Raw genomic sequence first — 20,098 nt, forward strand, 5'->3', positions numbered from 1 at the left:
GAAATCAGCCTTTTAAAAATTTGTATCACCTGATTTTTGATTTAATTCTTAAAACATAACATTTTGATTCTCACTTTAAAAAATACATTCACCGAAATAGGAAATGCAACTTTGTTTGCAAAGCAGTTTTTTAAGGAGGTTTTTGTTCCTCCTTATGAGGCCAGAGAGTTTATCAAGCAATGTTATGTCATTGGGTATAAATCATTGCCTTTGGTGGCCATAACCGGTTTTATCATGGGGCTGGTCCTCACGCTGCAATCACGTCCAACCCTGGTTAATTTTGGGGCCGAATCATGGTTACCCGGAATGGTAGCTCTTTCGCTAATAAGAGAAATTGCTCCTGTAATTACTGCTTTGATCTGCGCCGGAAAAATCTCCTCAGGAATTGGTGCCGAACTAGGCTCAATGAAAGTAACAGAGCAGATTGACGCGATGGAAGTTTCTGCCATTAATCCATACAACTATCTGGTTGTGACCCGAATTTTAGCCTGCACACTAATGGTTCCCATCTTAGTCATTTTCGCAGATGTGGTAGGGATACTTGGTGGTTTCGTTGGAATCAATATTCATGGTGATGTTAATTTTTATCGCTATCTGACTCAAATTTTACAGTCATTGGAATATTTAGACCTCATTCCCGCCACAATTAAAACGTTCTTCTTCGGATTTTTTATCGGAATGATTGGATGTTTTAAAGGATTTAATGCCTCTAACGGAACTGAGAGTGTGGGTAAAGCAGCAAATTCAGCAGTTGTAACGGCCTCTTTGACCATTTTTATTCTGGATATGGTTGCCGTTCAAATAACCGATTTATTCTTTTAAAGATGATTAAAGAAAAAGAAAATAAAGCCACTGCAACAAAAGTAAAAAGCAAAACTCCGATCATTGAGATCAAGGATTTACACAAGACTTTTGGCACAGATAATACCGTTTTGCAAGGTATAAATCTAACGGTGAATAAAGGAGAAGATTTAGTGATTCTGGGACGCTCCGGCTCCGGAAAATCAGTCACCATAAAATGCATAGTGGGGCTAATAACTCCAGATCAGGGCGAAATAAAAGTGTTTGACGAAAATGTGCTGAACCTCACAAAACCGGAACTAAATAAAATTAGAGTCCGAATTGGTTTTTTATTTCAAAGTGGAGCTTTATACGATTCGATGTCGGTACGCGAAAATCTGGCTTTCACTCTACAAAAACACAAAAGGGATTTAACACCGGAAGAAGTAGAACATGAAGTCATGGAAGCATTGGACAATGTCGGTCTGAGCGATGCCATCGATAAAATGCCTTCTGAATTATCGGGCGGAATGCAAAAAAGAATCGGCTTGGCCAGAACCTTAATCTTAAAACCGGAAATCATTTTATACGACGAACCCACAACCGGATTAGATACCATTACCTCACGTGAAATAAGCGAATTAATTCTGGACATCAAACACAAACGCAAAACGACCTCGATCATTATTACCCACGATATGGCCTGTGCAAAACTTACCGCCGACCGGATTATGGTTTTGAAAGATGGCATCATACATGCCGAAGGAACTTATGAAGAACTGGAAAAAGACGAAGACGAATGGGTGCGCTCATTTTTTGAATAACACAAAATAAATAGTAGAAATCATGGATAAACAATCTGGGTATACTTGGAAATTAGGAATGTTTGTAACAATTGGATTGTTGCTTTTTATAATGGCCATTTACTTTATAGGGAAACAAAAAAATCTTTTTGGCTCCACCTTTCACATCAGCTCCCGATTTAAAACCGTGAGCGGTTTAGAAGTGGGCAATAATGTGCGCTTTTCGGGAATTAATATCGGTACTGTAGAAGAAATCAGACTGATTAACGATTCGTCTGTGGTGGTTTCGATGGTCATTAAAGACGATGTTCGGGAATTCATCAAAACAGATGCCCGCGCCAGTATTGGTTCGGACGGTTTAATGGGCGACAAAGTCCTGACTATTTCTCCCGGTGTAAAGTCACAAAAGGCTATTGAAAACAATGGTGCTATTGCTTCAATCGACGGAATTGAAATGCAGGACATCATGAAAAGTGTCAAAAAAAGTGTCGACAATGTTGGTGTTATATCCAACGAACTTGCCATTTTCAGTCATAGCATGAACAACGGAAACGGTGCTTTGGCAAGATTAGTCCGCGATGATAAAATGGCCAATAGTGTCTCAAATACCCTTTCTAATCTGGAAAGCGGTACGAAAGGTTTTAGCGATAATATGGAAGCCGCAAAAAGCAATTTCCTACTAAGAGGATACTTTAGAAAAAAAGAGAAAGAAAAGGAAAAACAGAAAGAGGAAGCCAAAGATAAAAAAGAAGAACAACAGGAAAAAGCCAACAAAGAGAAAGAAGAAAAAGCTAAAGGGGAGAAACAAAAGCAAGAAAAACAAAAAGAAGAAGACGCTAAAAAAGCAGATAAAACATAAATAAAACTCCAATGAAAACGAAAAAGCAAAATAAAAGCAGTGCCTTTGAAAAATTTGCCAGCCATGTTTCCAAAGCGGCAGGAAGTACTCCCGCTTTTATCAGCGCCTTTTTGATTGTAGTAGTCTGGGCGATTTCAGGACCTTTTTTCGGTTACTCGGAAACCTGGCAATTGGTCATCAACACCGGAACGACGATTATTACTTTTCTGATGGTTTTTCTAATTCAGAAAGCGCAAAATAAAGATTCACTCGCCATTCAGCTAAAGCTAAACGAACTGGTTGCTTCCAACGAGTATTCAAGCAACAGTCTGGTAGATATCGAAAGTATGACGGAAGAAGAAATGATTATTGTGCAGAAATACTACCAACATCTTAGTGCGCTTGCTAAAAAAGACAAGAGCATCAGAAACTCACACTCGATTGCAGAAGCACATGAGCAACACCAACGCAAAGACAAGACCAAAACAAAACCCAGTACCCCAAATAGCACTAAAAAATGAAACTACGATCGACCGAAACTTTCTGGCTTCTCAGGAATGCCATGGAGAACAGCTATCCTTCTATTGATACCGACAAAAACAAAACAATTTTAATCATTGGCGGCGGAATAACCGGTGCTCTGATCGCTTACAAATTAATCACCGAAGGAAAAAAAATTATACTCGTCGACCGTCGTGATATTTGCAACGGAAGTACCGCTGCCAGTACGGCCTTACTGCAATATGAAATTGATGTTTCCTTACACGAACTCATCGAAATGAGAGGATTAAACTGCGCTCTTGACAGCTACAGAAACGGTAAAAAAGCAATTTTTGATCTCCGAACGATAATTGATGCCATAAAAAGCGACTGTCAGTTTGAATTCAAAAAAAGCATTTATTATTGCTCTTTAAAAAAAGATCTCCCCTTCCTAAAAGCTGAATTCAATACCCGAAAAGAACATGGATTTGATGTAAACTGGCTGGAAAAATGGGATCTCGAAAAACTGGGTTTAGATGCCCTTGCAGCGATCGAATCTAAAACTGCAGCAGTGATGGATCCTTTTAAACTCGCCAATGATTTGCTAATCTACTGTCAAAAAAAAGGTATGGAAATCCTGGACAGAACCAACATCATTTCTATAGAAAAACAAAACGGGAAACTGATCGCTAGTACCGAAAACAACTACAGCATTACCGCAGATCACATCATACATTGCAGCGGTTACGAAAGTACCGAAACTCTTAAAGAAAAAGTGGTAGACCTTAAAAGTACCTATGTCATTGCATCCGAAAGCCTACCTGTTCTCCCGTTAGCATTCAAGAATGCTATTTTCTGGGATACCTCCTCTCCTTATCTTTATTTTAGAGCCACATCAGACAATCGGATCATTATGGGTGGTGGTGATGAAGAGTTTAAAGACCCAGTAAAACGCGATAAATTATTACCCAAAAAAGAGCAGTTTTTATTGAAGAAGTTCCAGCGAAAATTTCCGGATATTGATTTTAAAATTGATTATTCCTGGGCCGGAACTTTTGGAGAAACAAAAGACGGTCTTCCCTATTTTGGGAAACCCGATCCCCATAAAAATGAACATTATGTGCTGGGGTTTGGTGGAAACGGAATTACCTTTAGCGTCATAGGTATGAACTCAATCCTGGACTCGATTAACAATACCAAAAATCAGGATTTAGATTATTATAGGTTTGGGAGATAACTTTTTTTTGAGGGGCAAAGTAGCAAAGGTTCAGAGTGGCAAAGTTTTTTTGTTGCATGCTGAAGGCTCACTATTCGAAGCTGAACACAAATAAAGCAAACGTTACTTTCCTTACAAAGTTTTAATGAAATGCTTTAAAATTAACGTTTAAAGTCTTTACTTTACTACAGCACAAACGCACTATTCATGAAAAGTTTTTCATTCTCTCCTTTATCCGACAAAGAGGCTACTATTTTGATTTTAGGGACAATGCCCGGAACAAAATCACTGGAACTAAACCAGTATTACGGACATAATCAGAACAATTTCTGGAAATTTATGTTTGCCATTTTGAAAGAGGATTTCTCGAACGATTATGAAATTCGAAAAGCGCTGCTGCAAAAAAATAATATTGCCGTATGGGATGTTTTACAGCATTGCGAAAGAGTGGGAAGTCTGGATAGCGCTATAAAAAATGAAACCGCAAATGATTTTGAAACGTTTTTGCAACAGCATCCCAAGATCACCACTATTCTTTTTAACGGACAAAAAGCGGCGGCATTTTTCAAAAAATATGTTCCCCTGAAAAAAGCTTACCAACTCATCACATTACCATCTACAAGCCCCGCAAATGCAGGTAAAAACTATCAGTCTAAATTGGAAGAATGGAGATTTGCCCTTAGCTCACAACACCATAATCCGGACAGCCTTCACACCTATTAAAGTACTTAATTAAAAGTATCGAAAACCTCTAAAACCTTCTCAGGTTTAAATTATAGCAGAAACATCTGTTGCTTAGTCATTTTTTTGAAAAAAGTTATGCTATTTTAGGGTAGCTTTGTTATATCATTCAAAACCAAAACGATATCATTATGAAAATTCAAACCTATTACAATCATATCCGGTTTTATACTCCACATCATTTTGTTTATTATCCGGTTTTAGTCTTATTTTTAGGAAGTAGTATTTATTTTGCTTTCACCACCGAAAATACACTTATTTGGTCTTTTATAAGTGCATGTTTCGTGTTTTTATTCTGTCTTGCTTATATGCTGCGCCAGCATTATGCTCTAACGCTTCAAAACCGAATTGTACGGTTGGAACTTCGCTATCGCTATTTTACACTGACCGGAAAAAGACTTGAAGAATTTGAATACAAGCTAACCGACGATCAGATCTTTGCGTTAAGATTTGCTCCCGATAACGAAATTCTGCCTCTGCTTCAGGATGCCCTTAAAAACAACCTCAGCGGAGACGCTATTAAAAAAGCCATCGTACACTGGAGAGCCGATTACAACAGGGTATAAAAAAGCAATTCATTAAAATTAACTGCTCTCATTCAACTGACTTAAAACGCCATAACAACTCAGCTCTTTCTTTTCCCATTAAATAAAATGTAAACTAAAAAGAGAATCAGCCAAACCGATACAATCACACCAAAAAAGATCGCTATAATTGACGGATGCAGATAATTGGGTTCATAAAACAGCTTTTCGAGAGTTGAAAATTTCTCCGTTAATGCTTTTCGGTCAAAATTGTTTCGAATCGCATTCAGTACCACATCTTTATGGTCTCTAAAATAAAAAGCATCTGCAGTAAGCTGCTTCGGAACAATATTACTTTCGATGTTATACTTTTTCAGAAGTGTATCTAATTTTTGAAAATTTATCTGTAACGAATCTTTCCCGTATTTGTACAACAGCTTATACCGTTGAACCGCAGCATCAAACTGTTGTTTTTCAGGTGTAACTCCTACTACAGGTTTAAAAAGTGACTTGTTTTTGAGAAAAATGCAAATGCTGTCATCGTACTGAGGGCGCACTTCTTGGCCTTTAAAGATAATTTCAATACTGTCGTTAATGGTGTTTTTGGCCATAATTCTCTCGTTAAGTTCTTTTTTATCAAAACCTAATTCATCCAGAACTCTATTGGTCACTGTCGAAGCTTTATCAAAATCTTTGGTCAACACTTTTAAAGTGTCGATGCTATAATACCTGCTTTCTGTATTGTAATACCCATTTGAGATCAAAACACTATCCACTTCCTCCACCACCGGATATGGTTTTGGATATAAAATATGAACCGGATTAAACAATTTCTCAGAACTGTACGAGGTATAATTATATAAAAACGGATTCAAAACATTCAGTAGCGTTTTGTCTTTATTGAATTTATGCTCAGACAATTCACTTCGCAATTTGGCATTCAGTCCAAAACTGTAACTGATAAAAAAGGAAAAACTCAAAAAACAAATCAACAGCAATAGGAAACCAATTTTTAGCAAGTTGGTAAAAGCATAGTCCTTTCGCGAATGTTTTTTAACTAAAAAAATCAGGAAGAAAAATAAAAATAAACCACTGATAAAAAAATGGGAAATTGAAACGTCATCATAAAATTTGAATCTGTAAAATTCAAAGTAAGTATTGATAGCGGCAAGACCTTCAAACTTAAAAAAGCCATATAAAAAATAACCTAAATGAATCAACAACAGCACTACAAGTGACTTTACGAAGAATTGCTTTAATTTCTTATCCATATTGTATTTGAGAATTTACTCTCAAATATAGCCAATCCGATTTAAAAATGAAATTTTTCCACGCTGTCGCGAAAAAAAGTTGCGGCTCTGCTCTGTCCATCCAACATACAAAAAAACAGAGCCTTTAACCGTAGTTAGAGGCTCTGTTTTTATTTCAGAAAAAGAGTCCTTCCGTAAACTCCTCTGACGAAAACTTTATTATTCTGATCGTTCCAATTGAAGAACAACGTTTTGATAATGTGTACTTAACGAGAATAACTGTTCTGCAAAAATCATAATGGCCAACGGAATAAAGAAAAAGGACAGTAAATTTTCCTGATATAAAAAGTAGGTTGTTACCATAAATATTCTCAGGTATTCCAGATAATAAATCCACCTTCTTTGTTCCAATAATGCACCACAATTCACCAAGGTGACCAGGATAATTGAAAGCACAAAAACTTTATCTGGTATGTACAACCAGTCAAAATAATATGTAAAAACCGTTAAAAATAAAGTACAGATTCCAAGCTGAATATAGAGATAATTCTTAAACCTAAGTCTCTGATGCGGATTTGCTTTATCCTGCAGAAAACGTTTCTCCAAAGTTGGACGAATGTCCTGATCCATATGCGCGGGACTACCAAAGACCGCTTTCCATTTTGCTTTAAATCCTGTTGAGCGCTTCCACAATTCATAGATTTCAAAATAATAATGAAAATGCTGCCACAAAAAGCTATAGCTCTTGAGCGGATGTGTTAAACCGTACTTTGGCTTTTCTTCTTCTTCCTGAAAAGTCCCGAACAGGCGATCCCAAAAGGTAAACATATCACCATAATTTTTATCCAGATATTTCTCGTCAGAAGCATGATGAATACCATGAACAGAGGGTGTTACAAAAACATACTCCAACCATTTTATTCTACCTATAAGCTGTGTATGTGTAAAAAAAGAATAAGCTCCATGTACAATCAGCATTGTAATGACCATTGACGGATGAAAACCAAGCAATGGTAGTACACACCAAAATCCTGTTCTAATTACTGCCTGAAAAGTTGTAATTCTGGCTGCTGCCGTAAAATTAAACTCTTCGCTATGATGATGCACAATATGTGCTGCCCAGAAAAAATTGACTTCATGTCCCAGTCTGTGGTACCAATACCAGACAAAATCGGTCGCAAGAATTAAGGCAATCCACACAAAAACATTGCTTGGAATGTCAAAAATTCGATAGTTATCATAAATCAAATAATACAATTGGTAAAAACTTGCCGCTATAAATAAATTGATCAAACGCTCTGCAATACCGATGCTAATATTTGAAACTGAACTTTCATAATTAAAAATTTCCGGTCTCTTTCGACGTTGTGCAATCTTGTACTCTAAAAAGAGGAAGAGAAAAAAAGCAGGCATTGCGAAAGCTAGAAAATTAATATGTTCCATTTTAAAAAATTACTTTATTAATTCATAAAAAAACTTAAATCCGTCGAACAACATTATTAAACAAATTACGACGACTCTAAAACAAAGATATTTTCATCAATTAATACCTTCTCTTTTGAAAATAATATTAATCAATGAAAACAATCTTTGTATGCTAAAATCTAATTTTTAATTCTGCTTAAATTTTGGAGTATCCAGTGCCACTTCTTTTACAGATTGCGTATCGGCCACCTTTTTCAGCGCAATAATATAGGCGGCAATACGTGGTGTAACATTGTGTTTGGAAGCGATTCTAAAAACAGTCTCAAATCCTTTTTCCAGTATATCTTCTAAACGGGTATTGATCTGGTGAATTCTCCAGGACTCTAAAAGCGAATTCTGAAGCCATTCAAAATACGAAACCGTAACGCCACCTGCATTGGCCAGAATGTCCGGAACCACCAAAACATTATTATCGTGCAGTATTTTATCGGCATCCGAAGAAACCGGTCCATTGGCGCCCTCCACAATAATTTTTGCACGAATATCGTGAGCATTCTTTTGTGTGATTACATCCTCTTTGGCGGCAGGAATCAATACGTCAACATCCAACAACAATAAATCTTCGTGCTTAATGGCAACCGAATTCGGATATCCTTTAATACTCTTGTTATTCAGATTGTAATACAAAATCAGTTCAGGAATATTAAGTCCTTCAGGATTGTAAAATGCTTCAGAAACATCACTAACCGCAACAACTTTTAGTCCTTTTTCAAACAAGAACAAAGCCGAATGCAATCCCACATTTCCAAAACCCTGAATGGCTACGCTAGATCTCGCAGGTCTTAGTTTTAATTTTTCAAGTGCCAGTAAAGTTATAATACTAACTCCTCTCCCGGTTGCTTCTACTCTGCCCAATGAACCTCCGGAATGCAAATGTTTACCGGTTACCACAGCATGAATTGTTTTACCGTGAACGATAGAAAACTCATCCATTAACCATCCCATTTCGTCAGGGCCAGTTCCCATGTCCGGTGCCGGAACATCTTTATCCGGTCCAAAAACATCAGACAAAGCTTTGGTATAAGCCCTAGTAATTTTCTCTAATTCACTTTTAGAAAGTGTTCTCGGATCACAAATAATTCCGCCCTTTGCACCTCCAAACGGAATACCTGTCACAGCCGATTTCCAGGTCATCCAGGCAGCCAATGCCTTTACCTCATCGAGATTTACTGCGGTATCGTATCTAATTCCGCCCTTTGAAGGCCCTAAAGCTGTATTGTGAATAACACGATAACCTTCAAAGTTTTTTTCGGAGCCATTGTCTAATGTAATCGAAAAATTAACAACAATTTGTTTCTCCGGACGCTGAAGTTTTTGCCTGATCGATTCGTCTAATCTAAGAATGTCAGCTGCAATGTTAAAACGATCAATCATCGATTGAAAGGGATTCTGTTTTATTAATTCTGTACTCATAACTATATGTCTTTTAATTGGGGGTTATTTTATTTTAAACTTTAAATCTTTTAAAAAGCGTTTTACTGTTTATTGAAGCTTTTTTTAACATGGGATTTTCATAAGACAGCATCGCATCCTAATGTTGGTGTTTCTATTGGATCTCATTTTACTAATTTTTTTGACAGTTCTAAAAAAAGCCTTTCATGGTGCATGAAAGGCTAAAAAAAAAAAATAACAAGTACTTTCTATATTAACGCCATTTCATCACATAATCCTGCATGCTGCACATCATGAAGCTGCATAAAAAAGTGATGGTATATTGACTATAGTTTCTCATTGTTATTGCAAATCTATAAAAATATTTTATAAATTCTATAGAATTAGTAGAGTTTATTTTAAAATAACAACCAAAAACCATAAAAACAACTGTAAACCAGCATTTTGTAGTCGATAAAAATTATTTGAATTGAGAAAGAACAATAAAAACGATCGCTATTAGAGCCAGAAAGATTCCGATAAAATTAATTTTAGACAGTTTTTCTTTAAAAAAAACCAAACCGACAAGACTTCCTAAAATGATAACTCCCATGTTCATTCCTGCAAAAACTGTTGATGGATTTTCGGCGAAAGCCTTATGCGCTTTTAAATAGAACAGTATATTTCCAAAATTAAAGATACCAACCAAGGTACCAAAAAGAATACTTTTTGGTTCTAACTCCCCTTTTTTAACACCAATTTCATAAATCGAAATTAAAACCGCGACCATCAAAGCGATACAAAAAACAACAAATAAAGAAGTTGGATACGGTAAAGTGGTATAAAGTGCAATTTGCTTGAAGAGAATATCAATAACTCCGAAACCTACTAAAACAACAGCAGGAAAAATCCATTTGTTTTCCAAGTTTTCCGATTGCTTTCTCAAAATTAGCAAAAGGGCCAAAAAACCAACGATCAGTCCAATCACTTTATAAAAATTAAACTCTTCTCTAAAGATCAGCCAAGCTGCTAAAATTGGAATAAATAGTGATAATCGTTGGGCTGCGTCAGTTTTTACAATTCCCATATTTTTGATGGATGCCACCAGGAATAAGAAAACAACCGGTAACAAAACTCCAATAGCGATGTAAATGCTCCAGGGCGCTGTTGCGTCAACTTCATTCAGATTTGGACTATAGGTAAAATAACACAGTGCTAAGGCAACAACATAATTGAACGCAATAATTTGAGTAGGATGTGCATCGTATTTTCGGGTTATTTTAAAAATCACACCAACAATTACGCTACACAATATACTGAGGACAAGAAACAACATAAGATTATATTTTGAATGCAAAAATAACGCTTAAACTCCTTTTGTTCTATTTTTAATCTCTTTTATTCCGGCCTTTCTGATTTCTAATTGTATAATTTTTCCTTTATGATTTTTAATAAATTCTAATGTCGTATCGTTATTGTCTGAGCGAAAAAATTTTGTTGGTGATTCCGGCAGCAGTTCAATGGTATAACCACCATAATAAAGTTTGTTCTCTTTTTTTACAATTTTAATATTTTCATACTCCCCTATATATTGATCGTAAGCCTTTGCGTCTCCAGCTACCTGAATGTGTTTATACGGAAGCTCGGCCTCTTTCCCAAAACATATTCCCGCAAGCCCATAAGCAATATAATACGATTTTGACTGGTTATTGGATAAAACAGTAATAAAAACTTTATCCTCAGTAAATTTGTTAAAAGATGTCATTGCCCCAAAGAAACCGCCATCATGCGCAATTAATTGATGTCCCTGATTGTAAACAGGATTAATCATTACACCAAAACCAAAATTCTGTTCATTATATGATGTAAACATCTTTTTCTTAGATTCTTCTGAAAGCAAAATCTGACCATCGAAAAGCGCTTTATTCCACAAATATAAATCGTTAACAGTTGAATATATACCGTCATGACCAAGATTAAAACTCCAATTGATGTATGGGTTTTTAGTTAATTTATTATCCTTAAAATAATACCGCTGAGTCATTTTATCGACAACGGCATCATTCGCTGAAACTCCGGAATTGTACATTTTAGCTTTATTGAATAGATTTTGCCTTAAATATTCTTCATAAGATTGTCCTGATACTTTTTCAACAATGCGCGCCAATAAATAATATCCAATGTTACTGTAGGCTGTGCTGGTTCCCGGCTCAAACAGCAAAGGCTTTTTTGCCAGATAACTACAAACAGAATCTTTATTGAGATCTGTTCTGATCAAGTACAATTCGTCAAAATCCATCTGAAAACCCGAGTTGTGAGACAACATCATCTTCAAAGTAATGGTATCACCTTTAGGGAAATCGGCAAAGTATTTACTCAATTGATCGTCTAATGACAGTTTTTTATGCTCTGCTAATTGCAAAATGGCGACAGCAGTAAATTGCTTCGAAACCGAAGCTAAACTAAATTTTGAATCTGTTTCATTTTTTACTTTCCATTCATAATTTGCAAAACCATATGCTTTTTTCAACAGTATAGAATCGCTTTTAGAAACCAATACCGTACCGCTAAAATTATTAACAGCAAATTGTGCATCCATGTATTGTTCTAACGCTTTACTAAGTTCTTTTTGTGAATATCCGAAAGTAAATACCAACAATACGATTAGTGTTAATCCTGATTTCATGCTACTTATTTTTACAATTAATGATGATTTTATGGAGTGTTTTATCCAGTAATACTATTTCTTCTAAAGACAGGCCCTCAAGTGCCGTTTGCCGGTTGAGCTCAATAACCGGTTCTATTTCCTGAAGTGTTTTTATACCTTTTTTAGTGATCTCCAGATTAAATTTCCTTCTATCCTCAAGATGAATTGTGCGGGTGATGTATTCTTTTTTCACCATTAATTCGATCATTCTGGTAATTGAAGCACTGTCTTTAAATATAAGATTTGCCAATTCGTTTTGGGAAATGTCCGGATTATCGTTTAGTATAATTAAAACCAGACATTGATCTACAGTAATATCTTTTACAACCTCTGTAATGTTTTTTTGTGCCAGTCTTCGATATTCTTTTATTGCTTTCTCTAAGGAGTACAGTACTGTTCCGGTTGGATTTTTGAGTTTCATGCTTTTTTTTATTTGATACAAATATAATTGATACATCAATATAATTTCAAAAAAACTTTAAACCCGATAAGTTTTTTTTAACCTGTCGGGTTTAATGATTAAAATTTTAGTCGCTTTTTAACCAGCCTGTGATACTCATTCTCGTGTTTTGGGTCACCAGAACTTCATGTACCAATTCATTACTTTTAAAGAAAACAGTTTTTCCCTGAGTAGGTGCAATTTTTTGATTGTTATTTTCCTGATGGATCATTAATTCTCCACCATCACTTTCCTGCCAATTGCTGTTCAGATAGCTGATCATCGAGTATTTTCGACTGGGATTGTTTTTAAACTGATCCAAATGCTTCAGATAAAAATCTCCGCTTTCATATAAAGAATAATGAAATTCGTAGCCCGTAATTCCTGTATAACAACTTCTATTCAAATACAATATAAAAGCATCTATTTTATCAAAAAACTCATTTTCAAAAACATTGTTGTGTTTTTTATCCAGCCAGTAAATAGAATCACTGCGTACAGCACCATCGTAAGACAACTTTTCTGAGTTTCCGATTCCTGCAGCCAGCAATAAACTTTTACGATTTAAATCTATTAGATTTTGTTTTAAATGATTGGCCAGCTCAGGACTTAAAAAATGCTCCGATATTCCAACTTTATTTTCTATATAACTCGCAATCAAATCTTCGAAACTATCATCCATTTTTATTTTGGGAAACTGCAAATACAGCCAACGGAGCAAGGTAGATGAAATAAAACTGGTAATGGGCTTTTTACAAAATAATAAGCCCTACAAGTTTCTTTATACCTGTAGGGCTTGTAAAAAAAATAGAGTATAAACTACAATTTACTAATATAACTTCCGTACATATCTTTAAATTGATGTCCTTTTGCAAAACGATCTTTACTCAGTTTTCTATATTCGACCAATCCCCACAGAATAAACTCTTTCATAAAATACTGATCTTTTTTGTCCAACTGAGGTTGATATTTCTTCAGCAAAACATCTAACGGTGTCACTTCATCTAAAATATTCTGATACTCCGCGTCTGAAGCATCATCTAACAATTCGAAACCGCTTTCGGCAAAAAACCATTCGATTATATCTGAATATGGTGTTTTTTCTCCGGGTTTTTCCAGCTTTTCTATTTTCGGCAAAAGGGTCGGAAATAAAGTTCTTATAGCTAGTCCAATTAAGTTTTGTGCCACTACAGCAGCCCCCTCCTGCTCTCCTTCATAAACCAATTCTACTTTTCCGGTTATTGCTGGAATGATCCCCACAAAGTCGGACAAACGTAAAGTTGTTTTTTCTACCCCCGCTTTTAAGGCACGACGTTCTGCCGTACTCATTAAATTCTCAAAGGCCGTGATACTCATTCTTGCACTTACACCACTTTTGTTGTCGATATATTCGCTCTCCCTTGCTTCAAAACTAATTTGTTCTAAAATATCTTTGGCAAGACCCGGTACATACACCAGTCTATGTTGTGTTTCATCGAGTTTTGCTTCCTGCTCTGTAATGGCTCTTGCAATGGCAATACTTTCGGGATAATGCGTGAGGATCTGAGAACCAATCCTGTCTTTTAAAGGGGTAACAATGCTCCCTCTATTGGTATAATCTTCCGGATTTGCCGTAAAGATAAACTGCATGTCCAGTGGCATTCTCAATTTAAAACCTCTAATCTGAATATCACCTTCCTGCAAAATATTAAAGAGTGCCACCTGAATTCTGGCTTGTAAATCAGGTAATTCGTTAATCACAAAAATGCAGCGGTTTGCTCTTGGGATCATCCCGAAATGAATCACGCGATCGTCTGCATAGGACAGCTTTAAATTGGCCGCTTTTATGGGATCAACATCACCAATTAAATCGGCCACAGTAACATCAGGCGTGGCTAATTTTTCGAAAAAACGCTCGTTTCTGTGCAGCCATGAAATTGGAGTATCATCACCTTTTTCTGCAATTAAATCTTTTGCAAAACGCGAAATTGGGTTTAACGGATCATCGTTAATTTCAGATCCTGAAACAAACGGAATATACTCGTCGAGCAATTCCACCAGCTTACGTGCCAAACGTGTTTTGGCCTGACCTCGAAGTCCTAATAAATTGATGTTGTGACGCGATAAAATAGCGCGTTCCAATTCCGGAATCACTGTGTTTTCAAAACCGTGAACGCCTTCAAAAACTGGTTTCCCCGATTTGATTTTCTCCCGAAGGTTATTTCGCAATTCATCTTTGATACTAATGCTTTTATATCCAGTGGCTTTTAACTGACCTAATGTATTTGTGTTTTTTATTTCCATCTTGTTAATTTAAAAATTGAAAGATTTAATGATTTAAAAATTCAATTATTATTTATTATATTTTTTTAGGTTAAACCCAGACAATATGTTTTCACACTGCTCTGTGCCTCTAGGATAAAACCTTTGTCCCTCTGAACCTTTGCTACTTTGAACCTCATTTAACAAACTCTCTTCTTCCTATTCGTTTCGTAATCTTCAAAAATTATTTCTTCCAAACCTTTTAAATTTAAAAATTGAAAGATTTAATGATTTAAAAATTCAATCTATTTTTTGTTATCTCTTTTTAGACTAAACCCAAACAATATATTTTCACAGTAAACAGACGCACTGCTGTTCACCTCTACGACAAAAACTTTGTCCCTCTGAACCTTTGCTACTTTGAACCTCATTTAACGAACTCTCTTCTTCCTATTCGTTTCGTAATCTTCAAAAATCATTTCTCCTAACCCTTTTAATCCGGTGTAAAATGCTTTTCCCTGATTGGCTTCGGTAAAATGGTTGACAAAACGTTGCAAATAAGGATCATTTGCAATCATAAATGTGGTAATCGGAATGTGCAGTTTTCGAGCTTGTTGTGCCTGTGTATAACACTTATCAACGATATATTCGTCGAGTCCGTTACTATTCATATAATAAGAACCATCGCGCTCCCGCACGCAGCTTGGCTTTCCGTCGGTAATCATAAAAATCTGCTTGTTGGTGTTTCGTTTTCTGCGCAAAATATCCATAGCTAGTTGAAGTCCGGCAACGGTATTGGTATGATAAGGTCCAACTTGCAAATAGGGCAAATCTTTAATCGGAATGGTCCAGGCATCATTTCCAAAGACCAAAATATCAAGTGTGTCTTTTGGATAACGTGTTGTGATTAGTTCGGCCAAAGCCATGGCTACTTTTTTTGCCGGTGTAATCCGGTCTTCCCCATACAAAATCATACTGTGACTGATATCGATCATCAAAACAGTACTCATTTGGGCTTTGTATTGTGTTTCTTCCACTACCAAATCATTCTCGGTTAGCATGAAACTTTCAACACCATTATTAATCTGGGCATTTCGCAGGCTTTCTGTTAACGAAATTCGCTCTAAACCATCTCCAAAACTAAACTCCCTAAATTCTCCTGTATGTTCGTCACCATTTCCGGCATGTTTTGTTTTATGATTTCCGCTTCCGGAACGTTTTAGATTGCCAAAAATCTGATCCAAAGCTTGTTGCCTGATAGCACGTTCTGTTTTGGCAGTAATCCCAAAACCTCCACTTCCATCAGGTTTAACTTCGTCTTTTATATAACCTTTCTTTTTTAAATCTTCGATAAAATCATCGATCGTGTAGTTTTCGTCTGTTAGCTTGTATTCTTTGTCTAACTCCCGAAGCCAGTTTATAGCTTCGTCGAAATCACCCGAAGTGTGGGTGATTAGCTCTTTGAAAATACCAAAAAGCTTTTCAAAAGGAGACTGAAACGGGGCTTCATACGTCTTAAAATAAAAACCCTTTTTAATTTCATTTTTCATAATTCTAAAATTACGCTATTTTAGAATTATGAAAAAAGAAACAGTTATTAATTTTTAGTTAAAAAATTTGAATAAAATCACCTAAATTTAGCGAGAAGCTTAGTAATTATTCAAACTTTCCATCCAGATAATACCAGACATTATTTTCGAATTTAAACGTCGAAAATTCATAATGTATCTGAGGTTTATGATCTGAATCCAGAAAATAGGCTTTAAACTCAACTGCATTTTGGGAATGACTTAAAATTTCCAGTTTTTGCCAGGTGTTACTGGTAGCCCATTTTAAAATCTCTGCTTTTGAATAATACTTTCTTTCCGAAACGGCGGTGGTTTCTAAAAGATAATCCACATTATGGGTAGCATAAGCAGAGTAACGCGAACGCATTAATTCTAAAGCTGTTGGGGCTTTCTGATTGCTTTCCAGATACAAACCGCAGCAGTCTTTAAATTCTAGTCCGGTATCACAAAAACACTTTTTACTCTCCATCAACCTGCTCTTCTCCATTAATTTTCACATGCAGCTGATTCAGTAAAACCTGATAACGGCTAATTTCTCTCAAGTCTTCATCTTCTTCGGCATGATCCAGCATCTCATCTAATACTTCATTTACTTCCAACAATTTATTATTGGCTTCTCTGTTATTTTTTGCAGCAATTAAATCTATGATTTCCTGTACACTTATTTTTAAATCTTCGAATTTACTCATGTCTATAATTATTATTTTTTTGCCACGAATTTCACTAATTGTCACTAATTTCAAACCTTTAGTAAGCATAAATTTTTAAAAATTAATTCGTGTTAATTCGTGAAATTCGCGGCAAAACTTGTTTTTAATTTTCTTCGTTTTTGTTTTCGTTAAACTTTTTAATAATTTCTTTTAGCTTTTCTTTACGTGCAATTTCAGCCTGTTTTACTTTGTTTTGGGCTTTGTGCAATTTGTCATTGTGCTTTTTGATATTCCTTTCGTTGTTGCGTCCCATTATATTTCCCTTTTAATTTCTTCTAAAGTTTTCTCGGTGTAAATCAACTCGTTGATGATTTGTTTTCTCAACTCGTCTATGTCGTCATAATCAAAATGTTTCGCCCATGAAGTCAGTTGTTGCAGATTCCGAACCTGCTTGATGCGTTTGGTTGTTTCAAAACTGGTTCTTAAAACAGGTTTCCCATCGTATTTTGGATTTTTTCTGTGCTGATAGGTTACCTTATTATTATCAAAATCGGCTTCAATATAATAGAGTTTTTCTTCGGCATTATCAGGATGAAATTCGTTCCAGGCGGCAAAACCTATTTTAGTTTTCGAAGGTGTTTCCGGCTCCATAGCCACCAAACGCCACTTACTGTTAGCGAGTCTGCCCCAGTGATTCGACACTCTGTACATTCCGGCTTCTGTATAATAATAGGTACTTCCGGCTTTGCTTTCAAACTGTTTTTTTAAACCTTCAATTTCATTTGAAAGCACTTCATGAAAAACACAAAAGGTATTTTTAAACGAATTAGGATGTGGCTTGAAGTTTTTTTGCATGTGCAAATATACTGAGATTGTCACGAACTCCCTAAAACAAAGATAAATTGATTAACTTTGTACCTTCAATTTTAAAATAAGAAAGTCATGTCTAAAGATTCACACGAAAAAATGTTGCAAAAAGGAGTTTATACCGGCATCATAGAAAAAGATGAAAACAACAACTATTTTTGCGGTGAGTACCTTTTAGATTATAAAATCGCGCATTCGAACTTCAACATCGGCGATTGGATTACGATTAAATCTATTATCGAAAATCCAAGCGATATTAGCTATAATAAATACCCTAAGAAGTCTAAGAACTTTGATAAAGCCAATAACAAGCCCGAAAATAAATAAAGGAAATTTATTCCGATTAGGTGTAAAAAATCCCACACCTAAACATTATATATGTAATACAACGCAAAGTTTGCAAAGTTTTCTCCTTTGCAAACTTTGCGTTTTTTATTCCTTCACCTGGATAAAAAAAACGGCATTTGGGGTAAAATGAAACTATTTCAGGCGTCAGATATCATTTAACGCCTAATACTTAACTGCTAAACCTTTATTTTTTTGATTATTTTTTCGATCAAATCTAAAAAGTTAAAAAAAAGTGTACCTTTGCAAAAAATTTGTCGTTTTGAAGTAAAAAACACTCATTTCAAACTAATAGACAAGAAGTTACCTTTTATTTATGAAAAAAATAGTTGAATACCGCAAGTTACTAAACGTAGACAAAACTGCTGAATTAAAAGATTTAAAAACAATCTATCGTAATGCGATGAAAGAATCTCATCCTGATAAATTTCAAGGTGATGATGCTGGTTTAAAAGCGGCAGAAGAAAAAAGTAAAGCTATTATTGAAGCTTATCACTTCTTGGTAAGTATTAATCCTGAAACGATTAAACTTAATTTACCAGAATACACTGAAACGATTTCGACTTGTTCAATTACTGATTATAAATTTGTTGAAGGTCGTTTAATTATAGATTTCTCTAATGGAAGCGTTTACGAATACATCAGCGTTCCTAAAGCAACTTATGTTAAAATGGTAAATGCAGATTCTCCTGGAAGATTTGCAAAAAGACATATTTTGAACTCTTTCACATGGAGAAAGAAAACAAATCAAGAATAGATTTATACCAAAATATTTCCAAAAGCACTCTCTCACAAGAGTGCTTTTTTTATGCATAAAAATTAAAAAAAACGTTATTTATTTTCACAATAACAATATAATTAAGAGTTTTAAATCAAATAAAACCAGTAAACATACTGATTATATGAGAATTAAACCAAAAAAAACTATAACAAAATTTTAGGTTCCAAAATTCTTTAAGTTTTATAATTTTAGATACTTTTGTTGCACAAATCAATTAACTAATTAATTTTTTATAATGAAAAAAATACTTTTTTTACTAACTGCTTCTGTAGCGATTATTTCATGCAGCAAAGTTAAAGACGGAGAATACCTAATTACAGGAACTGCAACAGGTATCGAAAACGGAAAAACTATCATTCTTCAAGGTCAGGATCCAACAACAAAAATGGCTGTATCTCTTGATACGGTAAAAGTTGAAAACGGAAAATTTGAAATAAAAGGAAAAGTAAAGGAACCAGCTTTCCATACTTTAATTGTACAGGGGGCTAACGGTCCAATTCCTTTTATCTTAGAAACTGGAGAAATCACTGTTACAGTTGACAAAGACAGTATCCACAAATCTAAAATTTCTGGAACTTACAACAATGACGAGTATGTAAAATTCAATGAGGACATGACTAAAACTCAAAAAAGTTTAGTTGATTTTCAAAAGAAAAACACTCAAAAAATGCAACAAGCTCAACAAGCACAAGATACAGCAACTATCAACGGCTTGATGAAACAATACATGACACTTCAAACAGAAGTTCAGGAAAATTCTAAAAAGAAATATTTAGCTTACGCTGAAACTCACCCAAAAGCGTTTATCTCTGCTTTAATCATTCAAAGTATGATTAACGACCCAAGCACTGATATCAAAAAAGCTGAAGGTTTATACAACTCTTTAGACGAGTCTTTAAAAAACTCTTCTCCAGGTAAAGAAATCAAAACAAAATTAGGACAAATGAAGAATCCTGCAGTTGGTGCATCAGCAGCTCCTGTTGGAAGCCCTAAATGAAGAGCAGATTTTTCA

At 35.2% G+C, this 20,098-nt stretch carries 23 protein-coding genes; 10 read left to right on the plus strand and 13 right to left on the minus strand.

Annotation, left to right across the window (positions count from 1 at the left end; all coding sequences use genetic code 11):
* Nucleotides 1-63: 63 nt before the first annotated feature.
* The 7 genes from OGZ34_RS17740 (at nucleotide 64) to OGZ34_RS17770 (ending at nucleotide 5,424) form a co-directional block, all read left to right on the plus strand.
* Nucleotides 64-822, plus strand: a complete 759-nt coding sequence (locus OGZ34_RS17740) for an MlaE family ABC transporter permease (RefSeq protein ID WP_263361139.1) — start codon at nucleotides 64-66, stop codon at nucleotides 820-822.
* 2 nt (nucleotides 823-824) lie between these two features.
* Complete coding sequence (locus tag OGZ34_RS17745) at nucleotides 825-1,604, plus strand: ABC transporter ATP-binding protein (protein ID WP_263361140.1); 780 nt, start codon at nucleotides 825-827, stop codon at nucleotides 1,602-1,604.
* 22 nt (nucleotides 1,605-1,626) lie between these two features.
* A complete protein-coding gene (locus OGZ34_RS17750) occupies nucleotides 1,627-2,442 on the plus strand; it encodes an MlaD family protein (RefSeq protein WP_263361141.1) in 816 nt (271 codons plus the stop codon).
* A gap of 11 nt (nucleotides 2,443-2,453) precedes the next feature.
* On the plus strand, nucleotides 2,454-2,942 hold the full coding sequence (locus OGZ34_RS17755) for a low affinity iron permease family protein (RefSeq protein WP_173967430.1): 489 nt from the start codon (nucleotides 2,454-2,456) through the stop codon (nucleotides 2,940-2,942).
* Nucleotides 2,939-4,138, plus strand: coding sequence for an NAD(P)/FAD-dependent oxidoreductase (locus tag OGZ34_RS17760; RefSeq protein ID WP_263361142.1), 1,200 nt, complete (start codon nucleotides 2,939-2,941; stop codon nucleotides 4,136-4,138). Before OGZ34_RS17755 ends, OGZ34_RS17760 begins: the two co-directional genes overlap by 4 nt.
* 186 nt (nucleotides 4,139-4,324) lie before the next feature.
* Complete coding sequence (locus OGZ34_RS17765; protein ID WP_263361143.1) at nucleotides 4,325-4,840, plus strand: DNA-deoxyinosine glycosylase; 516 nt, start codon at nucleotides 4,325-4,327, stop codon at nucleotides 4,838-4,840.
* 149 nt (nucleotides 4,841-4,989) lie between these two features.
* Nucleotides 4,990-5,424 (plus strand): DUF6526 family protein, encoded by a 435-nt coding sequence (locus OGZ34_RS17770; RefSeq protein ID WP_263361144.1) that lies wholly within the window; start codon nucleotides 4,990-4,992, stop codon nucleotides 5,422-5,424.
* 59 nt (nucleotides 5,425-5,483) lie between these two features.
* On the opposite strand, the gene OGZ34_RS17775 is transcribed toward OGZ34_RS17770, so the two are convergent.
* The 13 genes from OGZ34_RS17775 to OGZ34_RS17835 all read right to left on the minus strand — a co-directional run bounded on the left by OGZ34_RS17775 (nucleotide 5,484) and on the right by OGZ34_RS17835 (nucleotide 17,948).
* Nucleotides 5,484-6,653, minus strand: coding sequence for a hypothetical protein (locus tag OGZ34_RS17775; RefSeq protein ID WP_263361145.1), 1,170 nt, complete (start codon nucleotides 6,651-6,653; stop codon nucleotides 5,484-5,486).
* A 198-nt stretch (nucleotides 6,654-6,851) separates the two neighbouring features.
* The gene (locus tag OGZ34_RS17780) at nucleotides 6,852-8,075 is read right to left on the minus strand and encodes a sterol desaturase family protein (RefSeq protein ID WP_173967425.1); all 1,224 of its coding nucleotides are present in this window, start codon (nucleotides 8,073-8,075) and stop codon (nucleotides 6,852-6,854) included.
* Between the two features lie 168 nt (nucleotides 8,076-8,243).
* Nucleotides 8,244-9,530 (minus strand): Glu/Leu/Phe/Val family dehydrogenase, encoded by a 1,287-nt coding sequence (locus OGZ34_RS17785; protein WP_246253263.1) that lies wholly within the window; start codon nucleotides 9,528-9,530, stop codon nucleotides 8,244-8,246.
* Nucleotides 9,531-9,969: 439 nt separating this feature from the next.
* On the minus strand, nucleotides 9,970-10,824 hold the full coding sequence (locus OGZ34_RS17790) for a DMT family transporter (RefSeq protein ID WP_263361146.1): 855 nt from the start codon (nucleotides 10,822-10,824) through the stop codon (nucleotides 9,970-9,972).
* A gap of 30 nt (nucleotides 10,825-10,854) precedes the next feature.
* Nucleotides 10,855-12,174: a serine hydrolase gene (locus OGZ34_RS17795; RefSeq protein WP_263361147.1), complete on the minus strand. Its 1,320-nt coding sequence runs from the start codon at nucleotides 12,172-12,174 to the stop codon at nucleotides 10,855-10,857.
* Between the two features lies 1 nt (nucleotide 12,175).
* Complete coding sequence (locus OGZ34_RS17800) at nucleotides 12,176-12,616, minus strand: MarR family winged helix-turn-helix transcriptional regulator (protein WP_173967422.1); 441 nt, start codon at nucleotides 12,614-12,616, stop codon at nucleotides 12,176-12,178.
* 106 nt (nucleotides 12,617-12,722) lie between these two features.
* Nucleotides 12,723-13,316, minus strand: coding sequence for a 2OG-Fe(II) oxygenase (locus OGZ34_RS17805; RefSeq protein ID WP_263361148.1), 594 nt, complete (start codon nucleotides 13,314-13,316; stop codon nucleotides 12,723-12,725).
* A 137-nt stretch (nucleotides 13,317-13,453) separates the two neighbouring features.
* Nucleotides 13,454-14,917, minus strand: a complete 1,464-nt coding sequence (locus OGZ34_RS17810) for an AAA family ATPase (protein ID WP_263361149.1) — start codon at nucleotides 14,915-14,917, stop codon at nucleotides 13,454-13,456.
* A gap of 389 nt (nucleotides 14,918-15,306) precedes the next feature.
* The gene (locus OGZ34_RS17815) at nucleotides 15,307-16,425 is read right to left on the minus strand and encodes a vWA domain-containing protein (RefSeq protein ID WP_263361150.1); all 1,119 of its coding nucleotides are present in this window, start codon (nucleotides 16,423-16,425) and stop codon (nucleotides 15,307-15,309) included.
* Nucleotides 16,426-16,531: 106 nt separating this feature from the next.
* The gene (locus OGZ34_RS17820) at nucleotides 16,532-16,930 is read right to left on the minus strand and encodes a YchJ family protein (RefSeq protein ID WP_263361151.1); all 399 of its coding nucleotides are present in this window, start codon (nucleotides 16,928-16,930) and stop codon (nucleotides 16,532-16,534) included.
* Nucleotides 16,902-17,201, minus strand: coding sequence for a hypothetical protein (locus tag OGZ34_RS17825; protein WP_396192297.1), 300 nt, complete (start codon nucleotides 17,199-17,201; stop codon nucleotides 16,902-16,904). The genes OGZ34_RS17820 and OGZ34_RS17825 overlap by 29 nt, the downstream gene beginning before the upstream one ends.
* Before the next feature lie 55 nt (nucleotides 17,202-17,256).
* Nucleotides 17,257-17,406 (minus strand): hypothetical protein, encoded by a 150-nt coding sequence (locus tag OGZ34_RS17830; RefSeq protein ID WP_263361152.1) that lies wholly within the window; start codon nucleotides 17,404-17,406, stop codon nucleotides 17,257-17,259.
* The gene (locus OGZ34_RS17835; protein WP_263361153.1) at nucleotides 17,406-17,948 is read right to left on the minus strand and encodes a hypothetical protein; all 543 of its coding nucleotides are present in this window, start codon (nucleotides 17,946-17,948) and stop codon (nucleotides 17,406-17,408) included. Before OGZ34_RS17835 ends, OGZ34_RS17830 begins: the two co-directional genes overlap by 1 nt.
* Nucleotides 17,949-18,035: 87 nt before the next feature.
* On the opposite strand from OGZ34_RS17835, the gene OGZ34_RS17840 reads away from it, so the two are divergent.
* The 3 genes from OGZ34_RS17840 to OGZ34_RS17850 all read left to right on the plus strand — a co-directional run bounded on the left by OGZ34_RS17840 (nucleotide 18,036) and on the right by OGZ34_RS17850 (nucleotide 20,083).
* Complete coding sequence (locus tag OGZ34_RS17840) at nucleotides 18,036-18,287, plus strand: hypothetical protein (RefSeq protein ID WP_263361154.1); 252 nt, start codon at nucleotides 18,036-18,038, stop codon at nucleotides 18,285-18,287.
* Between the two features lie 334 nt (nucleotides 18,288-18,621).
* Nucleotides 18,622-19,062: a KTSC domain-containing protein gene (locus tag OGZ34_RS17845; RefSeq protein WP_017495548.1), complete on the plus strand. Its 441-nt coding sequence runs from the start codon at nucleotides 18,622-18,624 to the stop codon at nucleotides 19,060-19,062.
* A gap of 259 nt (nucleotides 19,063-19,321) precedes the next feature.
* Nucleotides 19,322-20,083 carry a DUF4369 domain-containing protein gene (locus OGZ34_RS17850; protein ID WP_173967414.1) on the plus strand — a complete coding sequence of 254 codons (762 nt, stop codon included), beginning with the start codon at nucleotides 19,322-19,324 and terminating at the stop codon, nucleotides 20,081-20,083.
* Nucleotides 20,084-20,098: the final 15 nt, after the last annotated feature.

Origin of the sequence: Flavobacterium collinsii (assembly GCF_946903285.1) — a bacterium.
GTDB lineage: Bacteria > Bacteroidota > Bacteroidia > Flavobacteriales > Flavobacteriaceae > Flavobacterium > Flavobacterium collinsii.

What these genes read in the sequence shown, in the direction of transcription:
- OGZ34_RS17745 (WP_263361140.1), top strand. Translation starts at nt 825, where the DNA reads ATGATTAAAGAAAAAGAAAATAAAGCCACTGCAACAAAAGTAAAAAGC.
- OGZ34_RS17765 (WP_263361143.1), top strand. Translation starts at nt 4,325, where the DNA reads ATGAAAAGTTTTTCATTCTCTCCTTTATCCGACAAAGAGGCTACTATT.
- OGZ34_RS17825 (WP_396192297.1), bottom strand. Translation starts at nt 17,201, where the DNA reads ATGCTTACTAAAGGTTTGAAATTAGTGACAATTAGTGAAATTCGTGGC.
- OGZ34_RS17840 (WP_263361154.1), top strand. Translation starts at nt 18,036, where the DNA reads ATGTCTAAAGATTCACACGAAAAAATGTTGCAAAAAGGAGTTTATACC.
- OGZ34_RS17845 (WP_017495548.1), top strand. Translation starts at nt 18,622, where the DNA reads ATGAAAAAAATAGTTGAATACCGCAAGTTACTAAACGTAGACAAAACT.
- OGZ34_RS17790 (WP_263361146.1), bottom strand. Translation starts at nt 10,824, where the DNA reads ATGTTGTTTCTTGTCCTCAGTATATTGTGTAGCGTAATTGTTGGTGTG.
- OGZ34_RS17830 (WP_263361152.1), bottom strand. Translation starts at nt 17,406, where the DNA reads ATGGGACGCAACAACGAAAGGAATATCAAAAAGCACAATGACAAATTG.
- OGZ34_RS17805 (WP_263361148.1), bottom strand. Translation starts at nt 13,316, where the DNA reads ATGGATGATAGTTTCGAAGATTTGATTGCGAGTTATATAGAAAATAAA.
- OGZ34_RS17785 (WP_246253263.1), bottom strand. Translation starts at nt 9,530, where the DNA reads ATGAGTACAGAATTAATAAAACAGAATCCCTTTCAATCGATGATTGAT.
- OGZ34_RS17800 (WP_173967422.1), bottom strand. Translation starts at nt 12,616, where the DNA reads ATGAAACTCAAAAATCCAACCGGAACAGTACTGTACTCCTTAGAGAAA.
- OGZ34_RS17770 (WP_263361144.1), top strand. Translation starts at nt 4,990, where the DNA reads ATGAAAATTCAAACCTATTACAATCATATCCGGTTTTATACTCCACAT.
- OGZ34_RS17850 (WP_173967414.1), top strand. Translation starts at nt 19,322, where the DNA reads ATGAAAAAAATACTTTTTTTACTAACTGCTTCTGTAGCGATTATTTCA.
- OGZ34_RS17755 (WP_173967430.1), top strand. Translation starts at nt 2,454, where the DNA reads ATGAAAACGAAAAAGCAAAATAAAAGCAGTGCCTTTGAAAAATTTGCC.
- OGZ34_RS17815 (WP_263361150.1), bottom strand. Translation starts at nt 16,425, where the DNA reads ATGAAAAATGAAATTAAAAAGGGTTTTTATTTTAAGACGTATGAAGCC.
- OGZ34_RS17810 (WP_263361149.1), bottom strand. Translation starts at nt 14,917, where the DNA reads ATGGAAATAAAAAACACAAATACATTAGGTCAGTTAAAAGCCACTGGA.
- OGZ34_RS17835 (WP_263361153.1), bottom strand. Translation starts at nt 17,948, where the DNA reads ATGCAAAAAAACTTCAAGCCACATCCTAATTCGTTTAAAAATACCTTT.
- OGZ34_RS17775 (WP_263361145.1), bottom strand. Translation starts at nt 6,653, where the DNA reads ATGGATAAGAAATTAAAGCAATTCTTCGTAAAGTCACTTGTAGTGCTG.
- OGZ34_RS17820 (WP_263361151.1), bottom strand. Translation starts at nt 16,930, where the DNA reads ATGGAGAAGAGCAGGTTGATGGAGAGTAAAAAGTGTTTTTGTGATACC.
- OGZ34_RS17795 (WP_263361147.1), bottom strand. Translation starts at nt 12,174, where the DNA reads ATGAAATCAGGATTAACACTAATCGTATTGTTGGTATTTACTTTCGGA.
- OGZ34_RS17760 (WP_263361142.1), top strand. Translation starts at nt 2,939, where the DNA reads ATGAAACTACGATCGACCGAAACTTTCTGGCTTCTCAGGAATGCCATG.
- OGZ34_RS17750 (WP_263361141.1), top strand. Translation starts at nt 1,627, where the DNA reads ATGGATAAACAATCTGGGTATACTTGGAAATTAGGAATGTTTGTAACA.
- OGZ34_RS17780 (WP_173967425.1), bottom strand. Translation starts at nt 8,075, where the DNA reads ATGGAACATATTAATTTTCTAGCTTTCGCAATGCCTGCTTTTTTTCTC.